Raw genomic sequence first — 24,818 nt, forward strand, 5'->3', positions numbered from 1 at the left:
CCATGACGGCAACTGACACTCGGCGCACGGCCGGCGACATCTCCGCCCTCGCCGACTTCGGAATCGAAGTGCCCAGTTGGGCATACGGGAATTCCGGGACCCGATTCAAGGTGTTCGCCACGGCAGGCGTCCCGCGCGACCCGTACGAGAAGATCGAGGACGCCGCACAGGTGCACCGGGTGACCGGGGCGGCGCCGAGGGTGTCGCTGCACATCCCGTGGGACCGTGTCGACGACTTCGGCAAGCTCGCCGCGTTCGCCGCCGATCAGGGGGTGTCGCTGGGGGCGATCAACTCCAACGTCTTCCAGGACGACGACTACAAGCTGGGGTCGCTCACCAACGCCGACCCGAAGATCCGGGCGAAGGCGGTCGCCCACCACGTCGAGTGCATCGACGTCATGCGGGCCACGGGCTCGAAGGATCTGAAGCTGTGGCTGCCCGACGGCACCAACTACGCCGGCCAGGATTCGATCCGCGCCCGGCAGGATCGGCTCGCCGATTCGCTGCAGAAGATCTACGCCGAACTCGACGACGATCACCGCCTGCTGATCGAGTACAAATTCTTCGAGCCGTACTTCTACACCACCGACATACCCGATTGGGGAACGTCGCTGCTGCACTGCCTGGCGCTGGGCGAGAAGGCACAGGTCGTCCTGGACACCGGTCATCACGCGCCGGGGACGAACATCGAATTCATCGTCGCCCAGCTGATCCGGCAGGGACGGCTCGGCGCCTTCGATTTCAACTCCCGCTTCTACGCCGACGACGACCTGATCGTCGGATCCGCGGACCCGTTCCAGCTGTTCCGGATCATGCACGAGATCGTCCGGGCGGGCGCGCATCTCCCGGACTCCGGGGTGAACTTCATGCTCGATCAGTGCCACAACATCGAGCCGAAGATCCCCGGCCAGATCCGGTCCATCATGAACGTCCAGGAAGCCACGGCCAAGGCTCTGCTCGTGGACGGGGACGCACTCGAGGCGGCCCAGCAGTCGGGTGACGTGCTCGGTGCCCACGCGGTGCTGATGGACGGGTACAACACCGACGTCCGGCCGCTGCTGGCCGAACTGCGCGAATCGCAGGGCAGGGACGCCGACCCGATCGGCGCATTCGCGCGCTCCGGATACCTGGAGCGGATCGAGCGCGAGCGGGTCGGCGGAAACCAGGCGAGCTGGGGCGCATGACGACCGCGACGACGGCACACACCGTGCCCGCCCGCCTCGACCGCGTGCGTCCCCGGAAGACCCGGCTGGGACTGGTGTCGGGTGGGCTCGGCGCCTACTGGCCGCAGTTCCCCGGCCTCCGGGGCGTCCTGCAGGAGTCCGCCCGGTACGTGACGGGCCGATTCGAGGAGCAGGACTGCCAGGTCGTCGATGCCGGCTTCGTCTCGGACCCGCAGGAATCCGCCGTCGCGGCCGAGACGCTGAGGCAGGCCGACTGCGACCTGGTGGTGATCTTCCTGACCACCTACCTGACGTCGTCGATGGTGCTGCCGATCGCGCAGCGGACCAACGTACCGGTGCTGCTGATCGATCTGCAGCCGACCGAGGCGATGGATCACGCGAACACCGACACGGGGACGTGGCTGGCCTACTGCGGGCAGTGCCCGCTGCCGGAGGTCGCGAACGTGTTCCGGCGCAGCGGCATCGACTTCCGGTCGGTGTCCGGGTACCTGCACGACGAGAACGCCTGGCGGCGCATCGGCGCCTGGGTGAGCGCCGCCTCGGCACGGGCCGCCCTGCGGCACGGCCGGCTCGGACTCATGGGTCACCTGTACCCCGGGATGCTCGACATCTCGACCGACATGACCCTGTTGTCGTCCCAGTTCGGCGCGCACGTGGAGGTGCTCGAATTCGACGACCTCCGGGTGCGGGTCGACGCGGTCACCGATCGTGAGACGGCCGACCGCGTCGCGCTCGCGAAAGAGATTTTCGCGCTCGACGGTTCGGTGGATCCGGACGATCTCGCCTGGGGAGCCAGGGTGTCCGTCGGGCTCGACCGCCTCGTCGTGGACTTCGCGCTCGACGCGATGGCGTACTACCACCGCGGGCTCGACGGTGAACTGCACGAACAGCTCGGCGCCGGAATGATTCTCGGAGCGTCGCTGCTCACCGCCCGCGGTATTCCGCTGGCCGGTGAGTACGACATTCGCACCGCGGTCGCGATGCTGGTCTCGGATCGGATGGGCGCCGGTGGATCGTTCACGGAACTGCAGGCACTGAACTTCCGCGACGGCGTCGTCGAAATGGGTCACGACGGGCCGGCCCATCTGCAGATCTCGTCCGCCGAACCGCTGCTCCGCGGTCTCGGTATCTACCACGGCAAGCGGGGGTACGGCGTCAGCGTCGAGTTCGACGTGACCCACGGGCCCGTCACGACCTTCGCGGTCGGGCAGAACCGCGACGGCTCGTACTCGTTCATCGCGTCCGAGGGCGAAGTGGTTCCCGGACCACTCCTGGCCATCGGCAACACCACGTCCCGGGTCGACTTCGGCCGGGATCCGGGGGAGTGGACGGACGAGTGGAGCGCCACCGGAACCGGTCACCACTGGGCGTTGTGCGTCGGGCACCGTGCCGGCGCGATCAAGGCCGCAGCAGAGTTGCTCGGCATCGAATTCATCCGGGTCTGAAGTCAAGAATCTCGAGGGAGAAACACGAAGTGAACGCCACGAGCACCATCGCCGAACTGATCGCACGGTCCAACAGACTGGGCGCCGACGCTCGGAACACCAACTACGCGGGCGGGAACACCTCCGCCAAGGGCACCGACGTCGACCCCGTGACCGGCGCCGAGGTGGAACTGGTCTGGGTGAAGGGCTCCGGCGGAGACCTCGGCACGCTGAAGCCCGCCGGTCTCGCCGCGCTGCGCCTCGACCGGGTCCGCGCCCTGACCGACGTCTACCCGGGCCTCGACGCCGAGGACGACATGGTCGCCGCGTTCGACTACTGCCTGCACGGCAAGGGCGGCGCCGCACCGTCGATCGACACCGCCATGCACGGTCTGGTGAACGCGCCGCACGTCGACCACCTGCACCCCGATTCCGGCATCGCGTTCGCGACCGCCGCGGACGGTGAGGAACTGACCCGCAAGTGCTTCGGCGACCGCGTGGTGTGGGTGCCGTGGCGCCGCCCCGGTTTCCAGTTGGGCCTCGACATCGCGGCCATCGCGGAGGCGAACCCGCAGGCGATCGGCTGCATCCTGGGCGGTCACGGCATCACGGCGTGGGGGTCGACGAGCGAGGAGTGCGAGCAGCGTTCGCTCGAGATCATCCGCACCGCCGAACAGTTCATCGCCGACAACGGCCGCGAGGAGCCGTTCGGCCCCGCGATCGCGGGCTACGAGGCACTGCCCGCCGAGGAGCGCCGCCGCCGCGCCGCCGCACTGTTCCCGCTGCTGCGTGGACTGGCCTCCACTGATCGCCCGCAGGTGGGGCACTTCACCGACAGTGAGGAGGTGCTGAACTTCCTTGCGGCACAGGAGCATCCGCGTCTCGCGGCGCTGGGCACGTCGTGCCCGGATCACTTCCTCCGCACCAAGGTCCGGCCGATGGTCCTCGACCTGCCGCCGACCGCGTCGCTCGAAGACGTCACCGCGCGACTGCGTGAACTGCACACGTCCTACCGCGAGGACTACGCCCGGTACTACACCGAGTACGCGGAACCGGACAGCCCGGCGATGCGCGGCGCCGACCCGGCCATCGTCCTGGTCCCCGGCGTCGGGATGTTCTCGTTCGGCGCGAACAAGCAGACCGCGCGGGTGGCCGGCGAGTTCTACGTCAACGCGATCAACGTGATGCGCGGCGCCGAGGCCATCTCCACGTACCAGCCGATCGACGAGCGGGAGAAGTTCCGCATCGAGTACTGGGCCCTCGAGGAGGCGAAGCTGGCTCGCATGCCGAAGCCGGCACCGCTCGCCACCCGCGTCGCCCTGGTCACCGGTTCGGCGTCGGGAATCGGCAAGGCGATCGCACAGCGCCTCGCCGCGGAGGGGGCGTGCGTCGTCATCGCCGACCTCGACCAGGCGAAAGCGGCCGAGGCCGCCGCCGAGATCGGTGGCAGCGACGTCGCCGTCGGCGTGGCAGCGGACGTGACCAGCGCCGACCAGGTCGCCGCGGCGTTCGAGTCCGCGGTCCTGGCGTTCGGCGGAGTCGATCTCGTCGTCAACAATGCCGGATTGTCCATCTCCAAGCCGCTGCTCGAGACCACCGAGAAGGATTGGGACCTGCAGCACGACGTGATGGCGAAGGGCTCGTTCCTGGTGTCGCGGGAGGCGGCGCGGGTGATGACCGCCCAGGCGATGGGCGGCGACATCGTCTACATCTCCTCGAAGAACTCGGTGTTCGCCGGCCCCAACAACATCGCGTACTCGGCGACGAAGGCCGACCAGGCGCATCAGGTGCGTCTGCTCGCGGCGGAACTCGGCGAGTACGGCATCCGCGTCAACGGCATCAACCCGGACGGCGTGGTGCGGGGTTCGGGCATCTTCGCCGGCGGCTGGGGTGCCAAGCGGGCCGCCGTGTACGGCGTCGAGGAGGAGAAGCTGGGCGAGTACTACGCACAGCGCACCCTGCTCAAGCGAGAGGTGCTGCCCGAACATGTCGCCAACGCGGTGTTCGCGCTCACCGGCGGCGACCTCACACACACGACCGGACTGCACATCCCGGTGGATGCCGGTGTCGCTGCGGCGTTCCTGCGCTGATGGACGCGTTCGCGGCGATCGACCTGGGCGCGTCCAGCGGGCGGGTGATGCTGGGCCGCGTCGCCGACGGTGTGATCACCCTCGACGAGGTCGCGCGCTTCCCCAACCGCCCGGTGCGGCTGGGCGGATCGTTGCACTGGGATCTGGCCGGCCTCTACCGGGGTGTGCTGGACGGGCTGCGGGCCGCGGCAACGGAGGCCGAGGCCCGCGGTGACGTCCTCGTGTCGATCGGCATCGACACGTGGGCGGTGGATTACGGGCTCCTCGGCGGCGACGGTTCCCTCCTCGGGATGCCGTACCACTACCGCGACCAGCGGACGTGGGGAGTCGCGGCCGATGTGCGATCGTCGATACCGGACCGGGAGTTGTTCGAGCGCAACGGCATCGCGCAGCTGCCGTTCAACACGGTGTACCAGCTGCTGGCCGAGCGGGAGAGCGGCGCGCAGCGGCTCGACGTCGCTGAGCAGATGCTGATGATCCCCGACCTTCTGGCCTACTGGCTCAGCGGGGTGCGCGTCGGCGAGGTGACCAACGCGTCCACCACCGGTCTGCTCGATCCGGTGAGCCGCGACTGGGACCGGGCGCTGGTCACCCGGCTCGGCCTCGACGACCGCGTGCTGCCACCGTTGGCGGAGCCCGGTGCGGCGATCGGACCCGTCCGGCCCGACGTCGCCGAAGAGATCGGGGCGCCGGACCGCCCCCCGACGGTGGTGGCCGTCGGCAGCCACGACACGGCGTCCGCCGTCGTCGCGGTCCCCGCCGTGAGCACGCGGTTCGCGTACATCGCGTCGGGGACGTGGTCGCTGGTGGGAACGGAACTGCCGGGTCCCGTCAGGACCGAGGACGTGCAGGGGGCGGGGTTCACCAACGAGGCCGGCGTCGACGGCACCACCCGGTTGCTGCGGAACGTGATGGGCATGTGGCTGGTGCAGGAGTCGATGCGGCAGTGGCAGGCCGACGGGCTCGAGGTGTCGTTGCCGGAACTGCTGGAGGACGCCGAAGCGCTGACCGACCTCGGCTCCGTCGTCGACCCGGACCTGCCGGTGTTCCTGCCGCCGGGCGACATGCCTGCCCGCATCGCCGCCGAATGCGCCCGGACGGGTCAGCGCGTGCCGGACGGTCCGGCCGAGGTGATCCGGTGTGTCATGGACAGTCTCGCGGACGCGTACCGGCGGTCGGTGCAGTCGCTCGTCGAACTCACCGGCACACCGATCGACGTGGTGCACGTCGTCGGCGGCGGATCCCAGAACGCCCTGCTGTGCCAGCTGACGGCGGATGCCACCGGGCTGCCCGTCGTCGCCGGACCCGTCGAGGGTTCCGCCCTCGGCAACGTCCTGGTGCAGGCGCGCGCGGCCGGTGTGCTGTCCGGTGGCCTCGCCGAACTGCGTGCGGTCGTGTCGAATTCGTTCACCCTGCGCGAGTTCGCGCCGTCGGCGGCGTCGCTGTCCCGGGCCTAGGGAGCTCTAACGCCGGTCCCGGAACTGCGGTTCGCGCTTGTCCTTCCGCGCCGCGGTGGCCTCCTCGAAGTTGTCGGTCAGCAGCCGCACCAGCAGCTGTCCGAGCCCCTCCTGGTGAATGTGGGCTTCGAGGGAGGCGGCGTCGAGGCCGGACCACAGCGTGCGCTTCGTCAGTTCCAGGCCCGGCCGGGAGAACCGCGACATGCGCTCGGCGAGGTCGAAGCACTCGTCAAGGAGGTCCTCGCCGGGCACGCACCGCGACACGAGCCCGATCCGCTCGGCCTCGTCGGCGTGCACGTCCCGCCCGGACAGCATGATCTCGAACGCCCGGGACGAACCGATCGCCCGCGGCAGCAGGTAGCTCAGGCCCAGCTCGCTCGCGGTCAGTCCGTTGTTGATGCCCGCCGCCCGGAAGTAGGCGTCCTCCGCCGCGATCCGGATGTCGGAGGCGAGCGCCAGGCACAGGCCGCCTCCGATGGCCGCCCCGTTGACGGCGCTGATCACCGGCTGGTGCATCCGGCGCAGCGAGAGCACCACGTTGTCGAGCATCTCCATGGCCCGCAGGGCGACGGTCGGCGGGGTGAGGCCGTCGACGTGGGGGAGCGTGCCCGCGGACCGCTGGTCGGCACCGGAGCAGAAGCCGCGGCCCGCGCCGGTGATCACCACCGCGCGCACCGAGTTGTCGTTGCTGATCTCCTCCAGCGCGTCGCGGAACGGGATCATCACGTCGAACGCCATCGCATTCATGCGTTCCGGACGGTTCAGCGTCACCAGGGCGATGCCCGGCCGGGGGTGGTCGACGACGACGAAGTTCACGTCCTCGATACTAGAACACGTTTCAATTCTGTGGATCGATTTGCGGTCGCGGACGCCCGGGGGCGACCGTGCGCGCGAGGATGCCGAGCGTCGCGCGCAACGCGTTCTCGGAAATCACCGGGAAGATCCCGGCCTCGCGCCAGAACGGGTCGATGGACGACCAGTCGTAGAACGACGTCACCATCGTTCCCTCGTCGATCGGCTCGAGCCGGTAGCCGTACACGTGCCCGATCTGCGGCCGGATCTGACCGAGGACCTTCCAGGAGATCTCCCGGTCGGGCACGAACGTCTCGATCGTCACCGTCACGTCGTAGAGACCGAGGTCGAAGTCGTTCAACGCGTCGCGGTCCATGTGCACGACGAACGTGTCGCCCGCCGCCGTGACGCGGTCGCCTTCCGCGGACATCAGCATCCCGGAGCTGTCGATCGCCACGTGTCCCTCGGGGTCGCAGAGGAGGCCGAAGATCGTCGCAGGGTCCGCGGCGACGGCCCGCCGGACCTCCAGCCGCTCGCTGATGTCAGTCGTCATGTTCGCATCCTGCCACCCCATGTGAGTGCCATCGTGTGCTCGGGGACGCGATGCCACTCACATGGGGAAGGTGGGCAGCACCCCGGCGTCCATGGCCTGCTTCAGAGACGGCGCGGCCGAATCCTTCTCGGACAGCTGGAACGTCAGCGGGCTGCCGTCCCGGCCCACCGTGGGCCAGTCGATTCCCAGTTCGGGATCGAGTGGATGGAGGTCGTGGTCGAGGGCCGGGGTGTACTCGATCGAGCACAGGTACATCACGGTCGACGCGTCCTCGAGGGACAGGATCGCATGGCCGACGCCGGCCGGAAGGTAGACGGCGCGGCGGTCGGCGTCGTCGATGAGCACCGAATCCCACTGCCCGAACATCGGCGACCCGACCCGCAGGTCGACGATGACGTCGAGGAACGCACCCTTGACACAGGTGACGTATTTCGCCTGCCCGGGCGGGTTGTCGGTGAAATGGATGCCGCGCAGGACGCCGGCGGCGGACACCGAGCAGTTGGCCTGCGCGAGTTCGAGGCTGTGCCCGACGGCGGCCTCGAACTCCGAGCCCTTGAACCATTCGAGGAACACGCCGCGGTCGTCGCCGAACTGCCGCGGAGTGATCTCCCAGGCGCCCGGAACCTTCAGTTCCCGATATTCCACGTCACCAGTCCTTGCCGCGTTCGAGCAGTTCGAGGAGATAGTCGCCGTACCCCGACTTGCCGAGAGTTTCGGCGCGGGCACACAATTCGGCGTCGGTGATGAACCCGCGGCGCCACGCGACCTCTTCCGGGACGCCGATCTTCAGCCCCTGCCGATGTTCGAGCGTGCGCACGAAGTTCGACGCCTCGAGCAGTGAATCCACGGTGCCGGTGTCGAGCCACGCGGTTCCGCGGGGAAGCACCTCGACCTGCAGCCGTCCGGCCTGCAGGTACGCCTGGTTGACGTCGGTGATCTCGTACTCGCCGCGGTCCGACGGCTTGAGGTCGCGCGCGATCGAGACGACGTCGTTGTCGTAGAAGTACAGCCCGGGGATCGAGAAGTTCGACTTCGGGGTGGCGGGCTTCTCCTCGATCGACATGGCTCGGCCCGTGTCGTCGAATTCGACCACACCGTAGGAGCTGGGATCGGACACCCAGTAGGCGAACACGGCGCCGCCGTCGATGTTCTCGAAGCGGTTCAGCCGGGAACCGAGGCCGGGGCCGTAGAAGATGTTGTCGCCGAGTACGAGGGACACGGACTCGCCGCCGATGTGGTCGGCGCCGAGCACGAACGCCTGCGCCAGGCCGTTCGGTTCCTCCTGCACCTTGTACGTGAGGTTCACCCCGAACTGGGAGCCGTCGCCGAGGAGCCGTCGGAACTGCTCGGCGTCGTGCGGGGTGGTGATGACGAGGATGTCCCGGATGTTGGCCAGCATCAGGGTGGAGAGCGGGTAGTAGATCATCGGCTTGTCGTAGACCGGGACCAGTTGCTTGCTCACTCCGAGAGTGATCGGGTGCAACCGGGACCCGGTGCCGCCTGCCAGGATGATTCCGCGCATGTGCGCAGTGTTCCAGTGTTCGCGTCGGATAGAAACTCGGGAGCGCCACTAGGGTGGGTGCACATGAGGCTTCTCGTGACAGGCGGCGCCGGGTTCATCGGTGCGAACTTCGTGCACCAGACGGTGGCCGAGCGGCCGGACGTGCAGGTGACGGTGCTCGACGCGCTGACGTACGCCGGCAACCGGCAGTCGCTCGACCCGGTGGCCGATCGCATCGAGTTCGTGCACGGCGACGTGGCGGATTTCGCGCTGGTGGATCGTCTGGTCGCGGACTCGGACGCGGTCGTCCATTTCGCCGCGGAATCGCACAACGACAATTCGCTGGCCGACCCGACGCCGTTCGTGCAGACGAACGTGATGGGCACGTTCTCGTTGTTGCAGGCCGTCCGCGCCCACGACGTCCGGTATCACCACATCTCCACCGACGAGGTGTACGGCGACCTCGAACTGGACGACCCCGAGCGCTTCACCGAGTCGACCCCGTACAACCCGTCGAGCCCGTATTCGGCCACCAAGGCGTCCAGCGACCTGCTGGTGCGGGCGTGGGCGCGGTCGTTCGGGGTGCGGGCCACCCTGTCGAACTGTTCCAACAACTACGGCCCGTACCAGCACGTCGAGAAGTTCATTCCGCGCCAGATCACCAACCTGATCGACGGGGTGCGCCCCCGCCTGTACGGCAGCGGGAAGAACGTGCGCGACTGGATCCACGTCGACGACCACAACGCGGCCGTCTGGACGATCCTGGAGAAGGGGAGTCTCGGTCAGACGTATCTGATCGGCGCGGACGGCGAGGTCGACAACCGGACCGTCGTCGGTACGTTGCTCGAGCTGTTCGGCCGCGACCCCGGCGACCTCGACTTCGTCACCGACCGCCCGGGCCACGACCTGCGCTACGCGATCGATTCGACGCGGCTGCGCACCGAACTGGGCTGGGCGCCGCAGTACAAGGATTTCCGCACCGGGCTCGAGGCCACGGTGCGGTGGTACCGCGACAACGAGTCGTGGTGGCGGGCGCAGAAGGAATCCGCGGAGAAGGCTTACGCGGCCACGGAATCCGTCATCGGCTGACGGTTCCGCGGAACGCCCACGCTCTCGCCGTCAGCGCGATGCGGCCTGCGTCGTCGCGGCCCAGCCGGGCATCGAGCAGGTCCCGGAGCTCGTCCCGGCGCCCGGCGGGCAGGGACGTGCAGTATCCGGGCGCGGGCCCTTGGCCGCCCAGAAACGGCCGCCAGAAATCGTCGAAGTCGGCGAACACGATGGGAACGTCGAGAGGGTGCACCTCCACCCCGGTCAGCCCCGCCGTGGACAGTGCATCGCGGAGAGGCTGCGGCCGGCAGAGCGGGAAGCGGACGCCCTCGTCGAGGTCCGCGGCGGCCTCGTCGAGTTCGCGCGCGGCATCCCAGAACGCGCGAATCATCTGCATTCCGTCGGCGTAGTCCCACACGTACCCGGCGACCGTCCCGCCGGCCCGCGTGACCCGGCGCATCTCGGCGAGCCCCTCGTGGGGGCGGGGAACGAAATTGAGGACGAGCCCGGACACCACCCGGTCGAATTCGCCGTCCTCGGCGGGGACGGATTCGGCGGTGCCCGGCCGGACCTCGAAACGCGGATCGTCCGTCGCGGCGCGAGCCGACGCCGCGAAGGGCTGCGACGGTTCGACTCCGACCACCCGGGCCGGATCCGCCGTGCGGAGAACGGTGTGGGCGAGGGCGCCGGTCCCGCAACCCACGTCGCACCACGCACAGCCCGGGCCGGCGGCCAGCCACCGCAGGAACTGCGACGCGACGAGCCGGCTCCAGCGGCCGATGTAGAGCTCGTACGCGGGATCGATCTCCCAGGCGTCCGTCATCGCGGTCTCCTCAGGACGGCTGCGGTACCCGCGAATCCTCGTGGACGAGGGCGTTGCGCAGCGAACGCGAACCGGCGATCGCGGCGACGAAGCCGGCGAGCACCTCGCACAGCGTGAACACCAGGCGTGACGCGAGAGCCAGCCCGAGCGCGACCCCGCTGTCCATGAACGGGGACAGCGCCGCGACGACGACGGCCTCGCGGACCCCGATGCCGGACGGCGCGACGACCACCAGCACACCGGCGCACATGCCGAGGGCGATCGCGCCGATGCACTGCACCAGGGTGCCCGCCTCGAATCCCGCCGAGCTCGACGCGAGGAACCAGAGATGCACGCCGTAGAGGACCCAGCTGACGGCGCACCAGCCGAGGGCCCGCCCGATCTTGTGCATGGTCAGTTGCCGCTGCAGCGGGGCGCGCCGCAGGATCCGCAGGGCCAGGTTCACCAGCCGGGTGAGGACCGGTGGATAGCAGCAGACGAGAGCGATCGGGACGAGAACGATCACCGCGACCGCCGCGACCGTGCTGATGTGGAACAGGGCCGGCAGCGCCAGCAGCCCGACGACCAGCGCCGATGTGATGCTCAGCCCGACGGTGACGAGGACGGCGACGAATCCGTTGGCCCGCGACACCCCGGCCCGGCGCACGAGCTCGGTCTGGAGGACGAACGCCCACACGCTGCCCGGCAGATACTTGCCGAGCTGACCGACCAGGTAGCAGCGGGCGGCGTCGAAGGCGGGAATCGGGTGTTCGAGGGCCCCGAGCGCGTGCTGCCACGCGCGCACCGCCGCGCCCATGCCGAGGAAGACGAATACCGCGGAGACGGCGAGCGCCCACCAGTCCAGCTGGGTGATCGTGTCCCTGACCTCGGCCCACTGCGATTTCACGGCGAACACGATGGCGACGACGATCGCGAGGGTGACGAGGATCCGCAGCGCGTTCATCAGGACGGCGCGACCGCCACGGTCCGGGACGATCTCGGGATCGGCGTCCACGAGAGCCACCCCCTCACCGGCAGTGCGCTGCGGCGGTGCAGCGTTCGTTTCCGACGATAGCAATCGGAGGGCACCGGATCAGGAAACGAGCGGTTTCGCCGCCAGTTCCCGCCACCAGGCGAACGCGTCGGCGAGTGAGTTCGGGAGTTCCGCGTCGGCGTCGAGCCGCCCCGAGGCGTACAGCGTCGCCACGGCCGCGATGTCGCGGTCGGCGATCCCGGCGCGGCTCATGCCCACCCGGTTGGTGCCGCGCAGGGCGGCGGGGTTGCCGAACACCGTGGCGAACGGCGGAATGTCCTTGGCGACGACCGATCCCATCCCGACCATTGCACGCGCACCGATCACCCGCCGCTGATGCACCACCGCGCTCATACCGAGATTGACACCGTCGCCGAGGGTCACGTGGCCGCCGAGAGTGCTGGACGGCGAGAGGACACAGTCTTTGCCGATCCGGACGTCGTGCTCGACGGACGTGTGGTTCATGACGAATCCGCCGCGCCCGATGGTCGTCGGCCGCTCCGCGCCCTGCTGGACGGCGCTCATCTCCCGGATCACGGTGCCCGCGCCGATCACGACACCCTGATGCGGACTGACCTCCGTCCACGTGCGGGGATGCGTCTTCCCGATCCACTCCGGCGGCGCCCCGAGCGTCGCGTGGGCGCCGATCCAGCAGTCGTCGCCGATGTCGAGCGGGCCGGTGAGGACGGCATACGGTCCGATGCTCACCCGGTCCCCGACGGTGACGCCGTCGCCTATCACGACGGTCGGGTGGATCTCGCAGTTTTCACCGATGGTCATGAAAGTTGGCGATTCCTTCCAGGAGCCGTGCAGACCGTGGGAACCTTCAAGTGGGTGCAATCTGTGAAGACGGTGTGAACGCACGTCAATCTATCGGAGGAACCGTGATCGCGATCTCGAGTATCTCTTTCGGAGAGGACGTCGAGCGCGAGGTTCTCGACACCCTGCGATCCGGGATGGTCGCGCAGGGACCGAAGGTCGCGAGGTTCGAGGAGGGGTTCGCCGAACTCGTCGGCACCCGGCACGCCGTGGCCGTCAACAGTGGCACCACCGCGCTGATCGCGGCACTGCGGGTGCTGGATCTCCGGCCGGGCGACGAGGTGCTCACCACCCCCTTCACGTTCGTGGCCACGCTCAACGCGATCCTCGACTCCGGCGCGACGGCACGATTCGCGGACATCGGGGAGGCCGATTTCGCGCTCGACCCCGACGTCGTGGCGCAGTGCGTGAACGACCGCACCCGGGTGCTGATGCCGGTACATCTGTACGGGCAGACCGCGGACATGGGTGCGCTGATGCCGCTGGCCGAGTCCCGGGGACTGGCCGTCGTCGAGGACGCCGCGCAGGCGCACGGTGCCACGTTCGACGGCAAGGGTGCGGGCAGTTTCGGGCTCGGCTGCTTCTCGTTCTATGCCACCAAGAATCTCACCACCGCCGAGGGCGGCATGGTCACGACGGACGACGACGCGGTGGCCGACCGGTTGCGGGTGCTGCGGAATCAGGGCATGCGACGCCGCTACGAGTACGAGATGGCGGGCCAGAATTTCCGGATGACGGATCTGCAGGCCAGTCTCGGGTTGCCGCAGCTGGGTTCCTATCTGCAACAGGTGGAGTCGCGCCGGCGCAATGCCGAGGCGCTGCGGACCGGTCTGAAGGACGTCGAAGGTCTAGTTCTGCCTTCGGAACTCGCGGGCCGCGGGCACGTGTGGCACCAGTTCACCGTGATCCTCGCACCCGATGCGCCGATCGACCGCGACACCCTCGCGCAGCGTCTGGGCGATCGGGAAGTCGGCAGCGGTGTCTACTACCCGAGAACCGTCTACGACTACGACTGCTACCGCGAGCATCCCCGGGTGATCGCGTCGCCGACGCCCGTCGCGACATCCGTGGCCCGCCGGTGCCTGAGCATTCCCGTCCATGCCGCGCTCTCCACCGACGACGTCGACCGGATCGTCGCCGCGGTCCGCGAGGCGATGGAGGCGTGATGACGTCCACGCGACCGCGGATCGCGCTCGTCGGATCCGGCCGGATGGGTTCGCTGCACGCCCGCGTTCTCGCGCAGTCGCCGCTGTGTGACCTCGCCCTGCTCGTGGAACCGCGTGAGGAACACGGGCGGGAGGTCGCCGCACGGTTCGACACCGCATGGGCTGCGGATTTCGACGAGTTGGACGGCATCGACGCCGCCGTCGTCGCGGCGGCGACACCCGCCCACTACGAGTTGGCCGGCCGCGTCCTCGACCTCGGCAAGCCGCTGCTCGTCGAAAAGCCGCTCGCCGCAACGTACGAGGAGAGCACGGATCTGGTGAAACGCGCCGCCGCGACGGGTGTCCCGCTGATGTGCGGCCTGCTCGAGCGGTTCAACCCGGCGGTCCGGACGGCACGTGAATTCGCCGGTGACGTGTGGCAGGTCAACGGAATCCGGCACTCGCCGTTCGTCTCCCGCATCCCCACCGGCGTCGCGACCGACCTGCTGATCCACGACGTCGACCTCGCGATCGGTTTCGTCGGATCACCGCCGGTCGGTGTGAAGGCCGAGTTCGGGTACTTCCACGACAGTTCGCGGCGGAACGAGGCCGAGGACTGTGCGGAGGCGGTGTTGCGATTCGAATCCGGTGCGGTGGCCACCATCTCGGCCAGCCGGGTGAGTCAGCGGAAGGTCCGGCAGTTGTCGCTGCTGGAGCCGGACCGCCTGATCGAGATCGATCTCCTGCGCCGTGACATCACCATCTACCGGCACATCGACGACGACCTGCCCGCCGACCGCGACGGCTACAAGCAGCAGACGGTGATCGAGATCCCCACCCTCCGCTACAGCGACGAACCCCTCGCCGCCCAGCTCGCGCATTACGTCGGGCTGATCGGCGGCGAGGGGGACGCCGACGCGGAGCGTGACTCGATCCTGCCCGCGCACCGCGTGGTCCACGAGGCGACGGTGTCGGCTACCGGCTGAGCGCTCCGGCGACCGCCAGGCGGGTGTCTTCCGCGACGAGGTCGGCGTTGAGGGCTGCCGCAGCGCTCAGGCCGGCTCCGGCGGCGACGATCACCTGCGCTTTCGGGTCGGCGACGTTACCGGCCACCCACACCCCCGGAACCGCGGTGGCGCCGGTCGCGTCGGAGGCGACGGCGGTGCCGATCACGTGTCCGGCCATCTCCATCTCGGTGGTGTCCAGGCCGAGGCTCGTGAGGAAGTCGGCGCGGGCCCTGAACAGGGGCGGGACCACCACGGCGGTGAGGGGGAAGACCTGACCTGTGCGCAGCCGCACACCGGTCAGCCGGTCACCCTGCACCTCCAGTCCGGCCACACCGCCGTCGATCACGGCGATCCCGCGTGCGGCGAGCTGCTCGTACTCCTCGCCGGTCGGTTCGTTCGCGTCGTCGAGGAACAACGTCACATCCTCGGTCCACTGACGCCACATCAGCGCCTGGTGCACCGCCGGCGGACTGCCGGCCAGGACGCCGACCGGCTGGTCGCGAACCTCCCAGCCGTGGCAGTACGGGCAGTGCAGGACGTCGCGTCCCCATCGCTCGGCCACCCCGGGGATGTCGGGGAGCACGTCGACGAGGCCGGTGGTCACCAGCAGTCTCCGCGCCCGTACGGTCGCGCCGTCGGCGAGCGTCACCCGGAATTCGCCGTCCCCGACCTTGTCGGCGGACGTGACGGTGCCGGTCACGATCTCGCCGCCGTACTCGGCGACCTCCTCGCGTCCGATGGCCAGTAGTTCACCGGGAGGGGTGCCCTCGCGGCCGAGGTAGTTGTGAATGTGCCCGGCCGGCGCGTTGCGCGGGGAGCCGGCGTCGATCACGAGCACCGATCGCCGTGCTCGCGACAGGGCCAGTGCCCCGCCGAGTCCGGCTGCGCCACCGCCGACGACCACTACGTCGTAACTGTCTTTCATCGCGTTCTCCTTCGCTCGTCGACCTCGTGATGTCCACTGTCCGGGGAGACCGCGAAACTGGCAAGTATGTTTGCCGCTGTGGCAACATGGTGGTGTGAACGACGACGTACCCGATCTGGACGGCGTCCTCGATGCCGTGGGACCGCGGCTGAAAGCTCTCCGACAGGAGCGCGGGGCGACCCTCGCCCAGCTCTCCGAGTCCACCGGGATCTCGGTGAGCACCCTGTCGCGGCTCGAGTCCAGCCAGCGCAAACCCACGCTCGAGCTGATGCTCCTGCTGGCCCGCGCCCATCAGCTGCCCCTGGACGAACTCGTCGACGCACCCGCCACCGGCGACCCCCGCGTTCATCTGCGGCCCCTCGAGCGCAACGGCACGACGATCATCCCGCTGACCCGCAGGCCCGGCGGGATCCAGGCGTTCAAGCACGTGATCCCGCCGGGTGACCCGAACGTCGTCCCGAGCCTGCAGGTCCACGAGGGCTACGAATGGCTGTACGTGCTGTCCGGCCGGCTGCGACTGCTGCTCGGCGAACACGATGTGATCCTGACGCCGGGGGAGGTTGCGGAGTTCGACACCCACGTCCCGCACTGGTTCGGCAACCCCGGACCGCAACCGGTGGAGATCCTCAGCCTGTTCGGTCCTCAGGGCGAGCGGGCGCACGTCCGCACGGTCCCGCGGGGAACGGCAGCCGAGCGCGACCGTCGGTAGAATTCGTCCGGACCGGTGACGAGCGCTCCCTCCGAGGCGCAGGACGTGATGGGGAGGCCCCGTGCGACGCTGGATTCTCGGTGTTCCCGTAGCGGTCGTGATTCCGCTCCTCGCCGGGTGTTCCGCGACTGTGGCACCGCCCGTGGCGCAACCGCAGCCACAATCGCCGCCCGCAGGCGCGACTCTCGTGGGCCTGGGGGATTCCATCCCGGCCGGTGACGGATGCCCCGGCTGCACGCCGTTCGTGGAACTGTTCGGCGATCAGCTGTCCGGCGACGACGCGCTGCCCGTCCAGGTCGCCAACCTGGGTGTCGGGGGCTGGACCAGCACCGACCTGCTCGACTCCCTCGAACCCGGCGCATACGACGCCGACGCCGTGCGCGACGCCGACCTCGTCACCGTCACGATCGGCGCCAACGACTTCTACGCCGAACTCGACGACTACCTGGACGGCGACTGCGGCGGCGACGACGGGCTCGGCTGCTTCGAGCCGGTGCTCCCGGAGCTGCAGACCACGCTGACGTCCGTGCTCGACCGCATCGCCGAACTGCGCGCCGGACAGCCGACCGCGGTGCTGGTCACCGGGTACTGGGACGTCTTCCCGGACGGCGACGTGGCCCGCGAGCTGTACGGACCGCAGTTCCTCCGGGACAGTGCCGCGCTGACGCTGCGCGCCAACGACGTCATCTCGGAGGTCGCGGGCGCGGAGGGCGCCACGTACGTCGACCTGTTCAGCACGTTCAAGGGAACGTGGGGCGACGGCGACCCCACCGGACTGCTGGCCGACGACGGCGACCACCCCAACCAGATCGGCCACCAGCTGATCGCCGACGCGTTGTCGTCCGCGGCGGTCGCGGGATCCGGCTCCACCGAGGCGTCGGCGTTCACGTCGTCCGAGTGGTCGCCGCGCTGAGCTTGCGCCGGCGCACCACCGCATCGACGACGGACAGGATCAGCACCACGACCGTCGCGGCACCGAACGCCGCGACGGACAGGTTCTGCCGCGGCGGCCGGAACGTGACGACCAGTTCGTGGTCACCCGGCGGCACCGGCACCTCGAGCAGGCCGTGCCACCCCGCGGTCGCGTCCACCGGCTCGCCGTCGACGGTGGCGGAGTAGCCGGGCCACGCGAGGCGCGCGAACGAGACGGTCCCGCCGCTGCCCGCAACCCGCACGGTCTCCGTCGCCGCGCTCGTGTCGGACGAGAGCACCCGGACACCCTCGGACGCGAACGACACGCGTCCGGGCAGGGGCAGCGGCCGGTCACGCTGCAGCACCGTCCGGGAGTCGCTGCGTTCGGTGACGTGCCAGCCGGGCGGGGGCGGCGCCGTCGCGACCTCGGGCACGAGCCCGTGCTCCACCACGAGCGTCGACACTCGCAGGTAGTCGATCAGCGGGATCGGGATGTCCGCGTTCACCGGCTGCCAGAGCGCCCCGTACACCCCGGGGCAGACGGCGCCGCGGTAGTCCATGCACAGGGCTTCCTGGAACTCGGTGAACCCGATGCCGGTGTAGGCATTGACGCTGCCCTCCGCGGACGACGCCATGATCTCGTTGCCGAACAGGATCCGGCCTGCGGTGACGTCCTCGTGGGAGGTGTCGTCCAGATCGGCGAGTTGCAGCACGGTGCCCTGGTAGCGGTCCGTCTGCGCGGACAGCACCGTCGTACTCGCCGGGTCGACACGGCTGCCGCGCTCGACGTCGCGGGTGAGGGACCACACCTGCGCGGCGGTCACCACCACGGTCCCCAGGACCAGGGCGGCGACGAGAGCATTCGGGCCCCGAGTGCGCCAGGCGGTGTATGCCAGCATGCACAGCGCCGCGACGAGCAGCGCGAACAGTGTGTGCCGCAGAGTCAGGGCCGGTGAGGACGCGAACGCCAGGTAGAAGCCCAGCGCGATCAGCACCGCCGACGCCGTCGCCCGGTGACGCACCCGGTCGCGGGCGATCCCCAGCGACAGCGCGAGCGACAAACCGATCACCACGCACAGGTACAGGTATTCGACCAGCCGGATCGGCCACCGGAACATCCCGACGTTCGACGGTCCGAACGTGAAGAGGAAGTAGACGACCGCGATCACGACCAGGCTGATCAGCGGCCGCCCGTGCGCGCGACGGAACCCCGCGGACGCGAACAGCGCGCGGATGCGGCCCCACGGCAGCCACGGCAGCAGCGGCAGCACGAACCACGCGAGGTAGAGCGACGGGATCACCTCGACGGGACCCCCGAACGTCATGATCACGGGGAGGTACGACGGGCTGCTCATTCCCGCGGGACCGCCGATCTGCGGCTGCAGGAACGTGTCGTTGAAGATGCCGGTGCTGCCGGCGCGGGTGGTGACGTCGACGCTGAGGAACAGCGGCAGATACGTCACCAGCGCGGCGGTGCCTGCGCATGCGCCGGTGATCACCAGCACGAGCAACCGGAAGAACTGCCGCGCGACGAGCAGGCCGATCCCGATGCCCAGGAGAACGACCACGGCGCCCAGCGCGGCGTACGGGTTGCCCATGCTCACCGTCAGTGCACCGATCACGAACGTGACCATCGGATTCGTGCGACCGCGGGAGAGGCGGAGCGCCGACCACCAGAACAGCGTCACCCACGCGACGGCCATCATCCCGGACGGCCAGCCCGCCGCCTCGTAGAACAGGGTGAAACCGCTGAACGGAATCGTCAGTCCGGCGAGGATCGCGGGACCACGCCGGGCACCGTATTCGCGGCACAGCAGGTACGTGGCGAGGGCGAACAGTGCGAGGAACTCGGCCATGACCACGAACGCCGCGACGGACAGGTTCTCGAATGTCGCGGCCAGGATGTAGTTGGCCAGGTTGACGGGGTTGTAGAGACCGTACGCGGCCTCGCCCGCGTAATTTCCGCCGATCCAGGCGTCGGGATTGACGGTGAGCCACCGCCCGGCCAGGAGTTCCGTGCCGATCCGGTGCCAGGACGGCACGAACGATTCCAGCATGTCGCCGCCGTAGTAGAAGCGGTCGTACACGATCCGGGGAACCGTCGCGATGGCCGCGGCAGTCACCGCGACCGCGAGTGCCACCACCCACTCGGGGACCCCGCGTATCGATCGGGTGAACGTCGAAGACACGGACGCGGAGGGTGCCACGGACTCCGAGCCTACGAGTTAGGCTGCGCCCGTGCGCCTTTTCGGTTGTTCCCACGACCAGAAAGACGCACGTGCGCCGAAGGCGCTGTCCGTCGTCATCCCGGCCTACAATTCCGCCGCCGTCATCGAGCACACCGTGCACCGGGTGGCCGAACGACTGGCCGGCCACGACGTCGAGATCATCGTCGTGGAGAACGGATCCACCGACGGCACCATGGACATCTGCACCCGACTCGCCGCGGACTGGACGCCCGGACCCGTGTCGCTCACCGTCCTGCGGAGCGAGAAGGGAATGGGCAATGCGTTGCGGACGGGAGCGGCGGCGAGTCGCGGCGCGCACGTGCTGCTGACCGCCGACGACCTGCCGTTCGGGTTCGACGATCTCGACGGCGCCGAGAAGCTCGCCGCCGGCCACGACGGCCGGCTACCCGAAGTCGTGATCGGTTCGAAGGCCCACCCCGACTCTCAGGTGCGGCGCGGCGCCCTCCGGGGAACCCTGACGTGGGGTTTCGCCGCGCTGCGCCGCGTGATTCTCGGGATGCGCACCGGCGACCCCCAGGGCACCGTCCTGATGGACGGCGACCTGATGCGGGGACTGGTTCCCGGCCTCGTCGAGCCCGGGTTCCTGTTCACCACCGAACTCGTCTACCTCGCGGAGCGGGCGGGCATCGTGCCGGTGGAGGTCCCGGTGCGTCTGAGCGACGATCACGACAGCCACGAAACCCGCATATCCAGGGCCGATGTGCTCGCCATGGGGATGGGACTGTTCCGGCTGCGGGCCCGTCACCGGGACGGAGGTCGCCTCGCATGGTCAGGGAGCGCGTCGCGAGGTTGATACCCTGCGAACCGAGAAGAGGATCGTGCCGTCGCCGTGGCGCGGTCCAGCCCACCTCTCGCGGGGAACAGTAGGAGCACTATGAACGAGTCTGCGTCGGTAGCACCTGTGGACGGGAGCACGGCCGCGGTACGGAGTGCTCTCACCGAGCATCGCGCACCCGACCGCCTCGTGGTGGCGCGAGGTCTCTTCACGGGACCGACCACCCGGGTCAAGGACGATCTGTACGCCAGGATCGTCAAGGGCCGCGCCCACCGCGAGCGCTACGTCGTGCACCTCGAAAAGGGCGCGACGGTCGACACCGACACCTACTTCGGCCGGTTCGCGGCCAGCTACTACCAGCGCTGGACCACGGTCACCGACGTGACCGTCGGGTTCCACCACGAGGCCGACGGTCGCGCCGTGGTGGCGCTGCGCGGCTCCGATTCAGGCGGCAACTCCCGCATCCTCGCGACGACGGAGATCGACGGCTCGGGCACGGCGACGCTGTCCGCGAAGCTCGACGCCTACCTGGACGGCGGCTCCCTGTGGGTGGAGTTCACCGCCGTCGACGGCCCCCTCGCGGTGACCGACCTGGAGTGGACCGTCGCCGCGCCGTCGGTGATCCGTCCCGCCGCGATCGCGATCTGCACGTTCAACCGCGCCGACGACTGCGCCGAGACCGTCGCCGCCATCGCGAACGACCCGACGATGGCGTCCGGCATCGACGCCGTGTACGTGGTCGACCAGGGCAGCGACCACGTGTCGGACCGGGAGAGGTTCACCGAGGTCGCCGAGATCCTGGGCGACAAACTCGTCTATCTGCGACAGCCGAACCTCGGCGGGGCCGGCGGATTCACCCGCGGCATGTACGAGGTGTCGGGCATCAACGAGCACGCCAACCTGATCCTGATGGACGACGACATCCTGTGCGAGCCGGAGTCGATCCTGCGGATGAACGCCTTCGCCAACGTCACCACCGAGCCGACACTGGTCGGCGCGCAGATGCTGTACCTGATGAACCCGGAGCACCTGCACGTCAGCGCCGAGGAAGCGGACTTGTCGAAGCTGAAGGCGGGCCGCTGGGCGGCCGGGTCGCGGCACGACATCAACCTGCTCAAGAAGAAGCAGCACAAGCGCGTCGACGCCGGCTACAACGCGTGGTGGTCGTGCCTGATCCCCGCGGAGGTTGTCGCGCAGATCGGGCTCCCGCTGCCGATGTTCTTCCAGTGGGACGACATCGAGTACGGCATCCGCGCCCGCGCCGCCGGATTCGTCACGGTCACCCTGCCCAACGCCGGTGTGTGGCATGCGGACTTCCACTGGAAGGACCGCGACGACTGGGCCAAGTACTTCAGCATCCGCAACTCGCTGATCGCCGCCGCGCTGCACAGTGACTTCGACGCCAAGTCGCTGAGCAAGATGATGACGCGGGAGATCACCCAGTACCTGGTGTCGATGCAGTACGGGTTGGCGTACACCATGATCCGCGGTATCGAGGACTTCCTCGAGGGCCCGAAGGTGCTCGAGGACGGCGGACAGGCCGTGCTGGCGTCGATCCGGGAGGAGCGCAAGCGGTTCCCCGAAACCGTCAAGCACCCCGCGTCGAACATTCCCGGTGTGCGTAACTCCGACCTCGTCACCCGGTACGCCGGTTTCGAGCCGGACAAGAGCAAGATCGACCTCGTCCTCGCCAAGCGGGCCGCATACCAGTGGCTCGGCCGCACGCAGCACGGGGTCGCGAGTATTCCTGTGGCCGAGGCGCACTGGTGGCACGTGTCGCTGTTCGACACCGCCGTCATCACCGACGCCTCCCAGTCCGGGGTGCGGGTACGCCGCCGCGACAAGGAGACGGCCCGTGAGCTCACCGCCCGGACCGCGAAGCTGATGAAGCGGTTCCGCGACCACGCGGCGTCGACGCAGCGTCAGTACCGGGACGCGTTGCCGCAGCTCACCAGCCGGGAGAACTGGGCTCGCCTGTACGGGAAGTGACGTCGGCCGGACCGGTGCAGGCCCGTGATGTGCGTGGGCTGCTCCGGGATTCGTTCCTCGTCTTCGCTGTCGGTGTGGTGCTCGGCGCGGCGTGGAGTTGGCGTCCGTCGTTCTGGTACGACGAGGTCGCGACGCTGTATTCGAGTCAGCGATCCCGGCCCGACCTGTCGAATCTGCTCGGCCACATCGACGCCGTGCACGGGCTGTACTACGTCGGGATGCACTACTGGTTCGCGACGTTCGGTGCCTCGGAGTTCTCGGCGCGGTTCCCGAGCGCCCTGGCCGCGGGTGCGGCGGGCGCAGGGGTGGTGGTGCTCGGTGCGCTGATCTCGACCCGGCGGGTGGCGGTGCTGTCCGGGATCCTGTTCGTGATCCTGCCCAGCGTCACGTGGGCTGCCGCGGAGGCCCGCGGGTACGCGGCCACGGCGGCGGCCGCGGTCTGGCTGACCGTGATTCTCCTTGCAGCACTGAGGTTCCGGCGCTGGTGGCTGTGGGCGCTGTACGCCGCCGGCCTGGCGGTGTCGATCGTGTTGTTCGTCTACCTGATCACCCTCGTTCCCGCGCACCTGCTGACGATCCTGCTGCTGCGCGAGGCCCGGCGGTCCTGGCTCGGGTGGGCGTCGGCCACGGCGGCGGGGACGGTGGCCGCGGCGCCGTTCGTGGCGCTGGTGCGCCGGGAATCGGTCCAGGTGGCGTGGATCCCGCCGCTCGACGGCCACCTGCCGCGGGCCGTCGCCGAGTACCAGTGGTTCGTCGGCGCACCGTGGTTCGCGGCGCTGTTCGCCCTCCTGGTGGTGGCCGGGTTCGTGGCGCTGCTGCGCGGTCACCGCCTGCCCCCGGTGCTGTCCGTCGCGCTGCCGTGGATCGCGGTGCCGATGGCGGCGCTGCTCGCCTATTCGCTGCTGCGCAGCCCGGTGTATCTCCCGCGGTACTTCACGTTCACGACGCCGGCGGTGGCTCTCGTCGGCGGACTCTGCCTGGCCGCCCTGACCCGGCAGTGGTGGCAGTCCGCGGCGGTGCTGGCGGTGTTCGCGGTGGCCGCGTCGCCGAGTTACCTCGAACAGCGCGAGCAGTGGGCCAAACCCAGCGGCATGGACTTCAGCACCGTCAACGGTTTCGCCGGGGAGCACCTCCGCCCCGGCGACTGCGTGCTGTTCGACAAGCCGGCCTGGAACCCCACGTCGCTGCGGCTCGTGAAGAACGTGCGGCCGGAGGCATTCGACGGCACCCGCGACATCGGGCTCGGGACCACGGCCGCGAGCCGGGGGTCGCTGTGGGACGACGAACTCGCCGTCCCGGACCTCGCGGGCGCGCTCGAATCGTGCACCGTGGTCTGGTTCTTCACCGACTACGAACGCGACACCGAGCGCGTCATCCGGCACACGTCCAACGAGGTGTGGACGCTGCCGCCGTACCACTTCGAGGACACCGAGGCGTTCGCCGCGCTCGCGCGGTCCGGACTGCGGATCGACGAACGCGCGACGTTCAACGTCACGCAGGCGGTGAAGCTGGTGCGGTGATCCGCACGACCACCTGCTCGTGGTTCGCGGTGTAGCTCAGGTACTCGAAGCCGACGCCGGTGCGGTCGACGAATTCCGTCCACGCCCGGTACTCGTGCTCCTGCCAGCCCGGGAAGTTGAAGAACTCGTCGAACACGATCACCGTGCCCGCGATCAGCCGGCGTTCGAGCCGGTCGAGCACCGCCTTCGTCGACGAGTACAGGTCGGCATCGAGGTGCACGAACGACACCGGTCCCGGGTGCGTATCGAGGAAGCCCGACAATGTGTCCTCGAAGAGTCCGGGCACCAACTGCGCGCCCCGCACCTGCGGCAGTTTCTCCTGCGCGAACTCCCCGGCGGGGAATCCGGTGCGCCACGTCTGCGGCAGACCGGAGAACACGTCGAACCCGAACACCTCGTGCTCGGCGTCCTTCAACTGTTCGACGATGATCCGGAGCGTGGTGCCCGACGCCACCCCGAACTCGAGGGCCAGCCCCTCGACCTCCACCTGCGACAGGCCGTAGCGCAGCGTGTCCTGCGGATTCCAGAACACGGGCGCCTTCGGCATGTGTTCGAGCACGAACGCCGCGGCCTCGTTCGTGGCCCGCACGTCCAGCGCCTGCGTGATGTCGCGTCGGGCCTGCTGCTCGAGTTCGCCGAGCCGCTGCTGGACGTCGGAGATCTCCATGCGGGCATCGGACAGCTCGGACAGCACCCGGGCGAGTTCCTGATTGGTCGCGCTGAGCTCCGCCAGGGTCTGGTCGTGCTGGTTCTCGGTGAGCTCGCGGGACCGGCGGTCCGATTCGGACACCACCTCGGACACGGCACGTTGAAGCTTGAGACGGGCCTTTCTCCGAAGATCGAACATATACCCATGTTGCCAGTCCACATCCCGGCTCACCGCTC

General features: G+C 69.2%; 22 protein-coding genes. 12 read left to right on the forward strand and 10 right to left on the reverse strand.

All coding sequences use genetic code 11. The features are described 5' to 3' along the window. Positions 1–2 precede the first annotated feature (2 nt). Genes rhaI through DTA22_RS27850 form a run of 4 tightly spaced genes read left to right on the forward strand, consistent with a single transcriptional unit; the run spans position 3 to position 6,155 of the window. A complete protein-coding gene (gene rhaI / locus DTA22_RS27835; RefSeq protein ID WP_112301602.1) occupies positions 3–1,184 on the forward strand; it encodes an L-rhamnose isomerase in 1,182 nt (393 codons plus the stop codon). Next, positions 1,181–2,629 (forward strand): L-fucose/L-arabinose isomerase family protein, encoded by a 1,449-nt coding sequence (locus DTA22_RS27840; protein ID WP_112301603.1) that lies wholly within the window; start codon positions 1,181–1,183, stop codon positions 2,627–2,629. The genes rhaI and DTA22_RS27840 overlap by 4 nt, the downstream gene beginning before the upstream one ends. A 29-nt stretch (positions 2,630–2,658) precedes the next feature. Next, the gene (locus tag DTA22_RS27845; RefSeq protein ID WP_037228155.1) at positions 2,659–4,698 is read left to right on the forward strand and encodes a bifunctional rhamnulose-1-phosphate aldolase/short-chain dehydrogenase; all 2,040 of its coding nucleotides are present in this window, start codon (positions 2,659–2,661) and stop codon (positions 4,696–4,698) included. Beyond that, positions 4,698–6,155 (forward strand): rhamnulokinase, encoded by a 1,458-nt coding sequence (locus DTA22_RS27850; RefSeq protein ID WP_112301604.1) that lies wholly within the window; start codon positions 4,698–4,700, stop codon positions 6,153–6,155. Before DTA22_RS27845 ends, DTA22_RS27850 begins: the two co-directional genes overlap by 1 nt. A 6-nt stretch (positions 6,156–6,161) precedes the next feature. Here the strand turns inward: DTA22_RS27850 and DTA22_RS27855 are convergent, their stop codons facing one another. The 4 genes from DTA22_RS27855 to rfbA are packed head-to-tail and all read right to left on the reverse strand — an operon-like array spanning position 6,162 to position 9,022. Further along, the gene (locus DTA22_RS27855) at positions 6,162–6,971 is read right to left on the reverse strand and encodes an enoyl-CoA hydratase (protein WP_112301605.1); all 810 of its coding nucleotides are present in this window, start codon (positions 6,969–6,971) and stop codon (positions 6,162–6,164) included. A 22-nt stretch (positions 6,972–6,993) separates the two neighbouring features. Next, a complete protein-coding gene (locus DTA22_RS27860; protein ID WP_081792237.1) occupies positions 6,994–7,500 on the reverse strand; it encodes an SRPBCC family protein in 507 nt (168 codons plus the stop codon). Between the two features lie 57 nt (positions 7,501–7,557). Beyond that, positions 7,558–8,145: a dTDP-4-dehydrorhamnose 3,5-epimerase family protein gene (locus DTA22_RS27865; protein ID WP_037228147.1), complete on the reverse strand. Its 588-nt coding sequence runs from the start codon at positions 8,143–8,145 to the stop codon at positions 7,558–7,560. Between the two features lies 1 nt (position 8,146). Next, positions 8,147–9,022, reverse strand: coding sequence for a glucose-1-phosphate thymidylyltransferase RfbA (gene rfbA, locus DTA22_RS27870; protein WP_112301606.1), 876 nt, complete (start codon positions 9,020–9,022; stop codon positions 8,147–8,149). A gap of 63 nt (positions 9,023–9,085) precedes the next feature. On the opposite strand from rfbA, the gene rfbB reads away from it, so the two are divergent. Next, positions 9,086–10,090 (forward strand): dTDP-glucose 4,6-dehydratase, encoded by a 1,005-nt coding sequence (gene rfbB / locus DTA22_RS27875; RefSeq protein ID WP_112301607.1) that lies wholly within the window; start codon positions 9,086–9,088, stop codon positions 10,088–10,090. Here the strand turns inward: rfbB and DTA22_RS27880 are convergent. The 3 genes from DTA22_RS27880 to DTA22_RS27890 all read right to left on the reverse strand — a co-directional run bounded on the left by DTA22_RS27880 (position 10,080) and on the right by DTA22_RS27890 (position 12,663). Next, on the reverse strand, positions 10,080–10,871 hold the full coding sequence (locus tag DTA22_RS27880) for a class I SAM-dependent methyltransferase (RefSeq protein WP_112301608.1): 792 nt from the start codon (positions 10,869–10,871) through the stop codon (positions 10,080–10,082). The genes rfbB and DTA22_RS27880 overlap by 11 nt on opposite strands. Before the next feature lie 10 nt (positions 10,872–10,881). Further along, positions 10,882–11,874, reverse strand: coding sequence for a lysylphosphatidylglycerol synthase transmembrane domain-containing protein (locus DTA22_RS27885; protein WP_037228140.1), 993 nt, complete (start codon positions 11,872–11,874; stop codon positions 10,882–10,884). Between the two features lie 69 nt (positions 11,875–11,943). Further along, entirely contained in the window at positions 11,944–12,663 is a 720-nt protein-coding gene (locus tag DTA22_RS27890) for a DapH/DapD/GlmU-related protein (RefSeq protein WP_112301609.1), read from the reverse strand. Between the two features lie 104 nt (positions 12,664–12,767). On the opposite strand from DTA22_RS27890, the gene DTA22_RS27895 reads away from it, so the two are divergent. Both DTA22_RS27895 and DTA22_RS27900 read left to right on the forward strand, forming a co-directional pair. Continuing rightward, complete coding sequence (locus DTA22_RS27895; protein WP_112301610.1) at positions 12,768–13,868, forward strand: DegT/DnrJ/EryC1/StrS family aminotransferase; 1,101 nt, start codon at positions 12,768–12,770, stop codon at positions 13,866–13,868. Further along, positions 13,868–14,833, forward strand: a complete 966-nt coding sequence (locus DTA22_RS27900; RefSeq protein WP_037228131.1) for a Gfo/Idh/MocA family protein — start codon at positions 13,868–13,870, stop codon at positions 14,831–14,833. Before DTA22_RS27895 ends, DTA22_RS27900 begins: the two co-directional genes overlap by 1 nt. On the opposite strand, the gene DTA22_RS27905 is transcribed toward DTA22_RS27900, so the two are convergent. Beyond that, on the reverse strand, positions 14,823–15,779 hold the full coding sequence (locus DTA22_RS27905) for an NAD(P)/FAD-dependent oxidoreductase (protein WP_112301611.1): 957 nt from the start codon (positions 15,777–15,779) through the stop codon (positions 14,823–14,825). The two genes, DTA22_RS27900 and DTA22_RS27905, sit on opposite strands and share 11 nt — an antisense overlap. Before the next feature lie 94 nt (positions 15,780–15,873). Between DTA22_RS27905 and DTA22_RS27910 the strand changes: the two genes are divergently transcribed. Further along, entirely contained in the window at positions 15,874–16,488 is a 615-nt protein-coding gene (locus DTA22_RS27910; RefSeq protein ID WP_181910951.1) for a helix-turn-helix domain-containing protein, read from the forward strand. Between the two features lie 61 nt (positions 16,489–16,549). Continuing rightward, entirely contained in the window at positions 16,550–17,401 is an 852-nt protein-coding gene (locus DTA22_RS27915; RefSeq protein ID WP_112301612.1) for an SGNH/GDSL hydrolase family protein, read from the forward strand. On the opposite strand, the gene DTA22_RS27920 is transcribed toward DTA22_RS27915, so the two are convergent. Further along, on the reverse strand, positions 17,373–19,589 hold the full coding sequence (locus DTA22_RS27920) for a YfhO family protein (RefSeq protein WP_245973381.1): 2,217 nt from the start codon (positions 19,587–19,589) through the stop codon (positions 17,373–17,375). The two genes, DTA22_RS27915 and DTA22_RS27920, sit on opposite strands and share 29 nt — an antisense overlap. Before the next feature lie 49 nt (positions 19,590–19,638). Here DTA22_RS27920 and DTA22_RS27925 point away from each other — a divergent pair, with 49 nt between their 5' ends. From DTA22_RS27925 to DTA22_RS27935, 3 genes are all read left to right on the forward strand, one after another. After that, positions 19,639–20,442 (forward strand): glycosyltransferase, encoded by an 804-nt coding sequence (locus tag DTA22_RS27925; protein WP_112301614.1) that lies wholly within the window; start codon positions 19,639–19,641, stop codon positions 20,440–20,442. Between the two features lie 81 nt (positions 20,443–20,523). Next, complete coding sequence (locus tag DTA22_RS27930; protein WP_112301615.1) at positions 20,524–22,413, forward strand: glycosyltransferase; 1,890 nt, start codon at positions 20,524–20,526, stop codon at positions 22,411–22,413. After that, positions 22,410–23,933, forward strand: a complete 1,524-nt coding sequence (locus DTA22_RS27935) for a glycosyltransferase family 39 protein (RefSeq protein WP_112301616.1) — start codon at positions 22,410–22,412, stop codon at positions 23,931–23,933. The genes DTA22_RS27930 and DTA22_RS27935 overlap by 4 nt, the downstream gene beginning before the upstream one ends. Here DTA22_RS27935 and DTA22_RS27940 read toward each other — a convergent pair. Further along, positions 23,905–24,780, reverse strand: coding sequence for a class I SAM-dependent methyltransferase (locus DTA22_RS27940; RefSeq protein WP_112301617.1), 876 nt, complete (start codon positions 24,778–24,780; stop codon positions 23,905–23,907). The genes DTA22_RS27935 and DTA22_RS27940 overlap by 29 nt on opposite strands. Positions 24,781–24,818 lie beyond the last annotated feature (38 nt).

Source organism: Rhodococcus wratislaviensis, from assembly GCF_900455735.1.
Lineage (GTDB): Bacteria > Actinomycetota > Actinomycetes > Mycobacteriales > Mycobacteriaceae > Rhodococcus_F > Rhodococcus_F wratislaviensis.

What these genes read in the sequence shown, in the direction of transcription:
- DTA22_RS27900 (WP_037228131.1), top strand. Translation starts at nt 13,868, where the DNA reads ATGACGTCCACGCGACCGCGGATCGCGCTCGTCGGATCCGGCCGGATG.
- DTA22_RS27880 (WP_112301608.1), bottom strand. Translation starts at nt 10,871, where the DNA reads ATGACGGACGCCTGGGAGATCGATCCCGCGTACGAGCTCTACATCGGC.
- DTA22_RS27840 (WP_112301603.1), top strand. Translation starts at nt 1,181, where the DNA reads ATGACGACCGCGACGACGGCACACACCGTGCCCGCCCGCCTCGACCGC.
- rhaI (WP_112301602.1), top strand. Translation starts at nt 3, where the DNA reads ATGACGGCAACTGACACTCGGCGCACGGCCGGCGACATCTCCGCCCTC.
- rfbA (WP_112301606.1), bottom strand. Translation starts at nt 9,022, where the DNA reads ATGCGCGGAATCATCCTGGCAGGCGGCACCGGGTCCCGGTTGCACCCG.
- DTA22_RS27850 (WP_112301604.1), top strand. Translation starts at nt 4,698, where the DNA reads ATGGACGCGTTCGCGGCGATCGACCTGGGCGCGTCCAGCGGGCGGGTG.
- DTA22_RS27940 (WP_112301617.1), bottom strand. Translation starts at nt 24,780, where the DNA reads ATGTTCGATCTTCGGAGAAAGGCCCGTCTCAAGCTTCAACGTGCCGTG.
- DTA22_RS27905 (WP_112301611.1), bottom strand. Translation starts at nt 15,779, where the DNA reads ATGAAAGACAGTTACGACGTAGTGGTCGTCGGCGGTGGCGCAGCCGGA.
- rfbB (WP_112301607.1), top strand. Translation starts at nt 9,086, where the DNA reads ATGAGGCTTCTCGTGACAGGCGGCGCCGGGTTCATCGGTGCGAACTTC.
- DTA22_RS27890 (WP_112301609.1), bottom strand. Translation starts at nt 12,663, where the DNA reads ATGACCATCGGTGAAAACTGCGAGATCCACCCGACCGTCGTGATAGGC.
- DTA22_RS27930 (WP_112301615.1), top strand. Translation starts at nt 20,524, where the DNA reads ATGAACGAGTCTGCGTCGGTAGCACCTGTGGACGGGAGCACGGCCGCG.
- DTA22_RS27860 (WP_081792237.1), bottom strand. Translation starts at nt 7,500, where the DNA reads ATGACGACTGACATCAGCGAGCGGCTGGAGGTCCGGCGGGCCGTCGCC.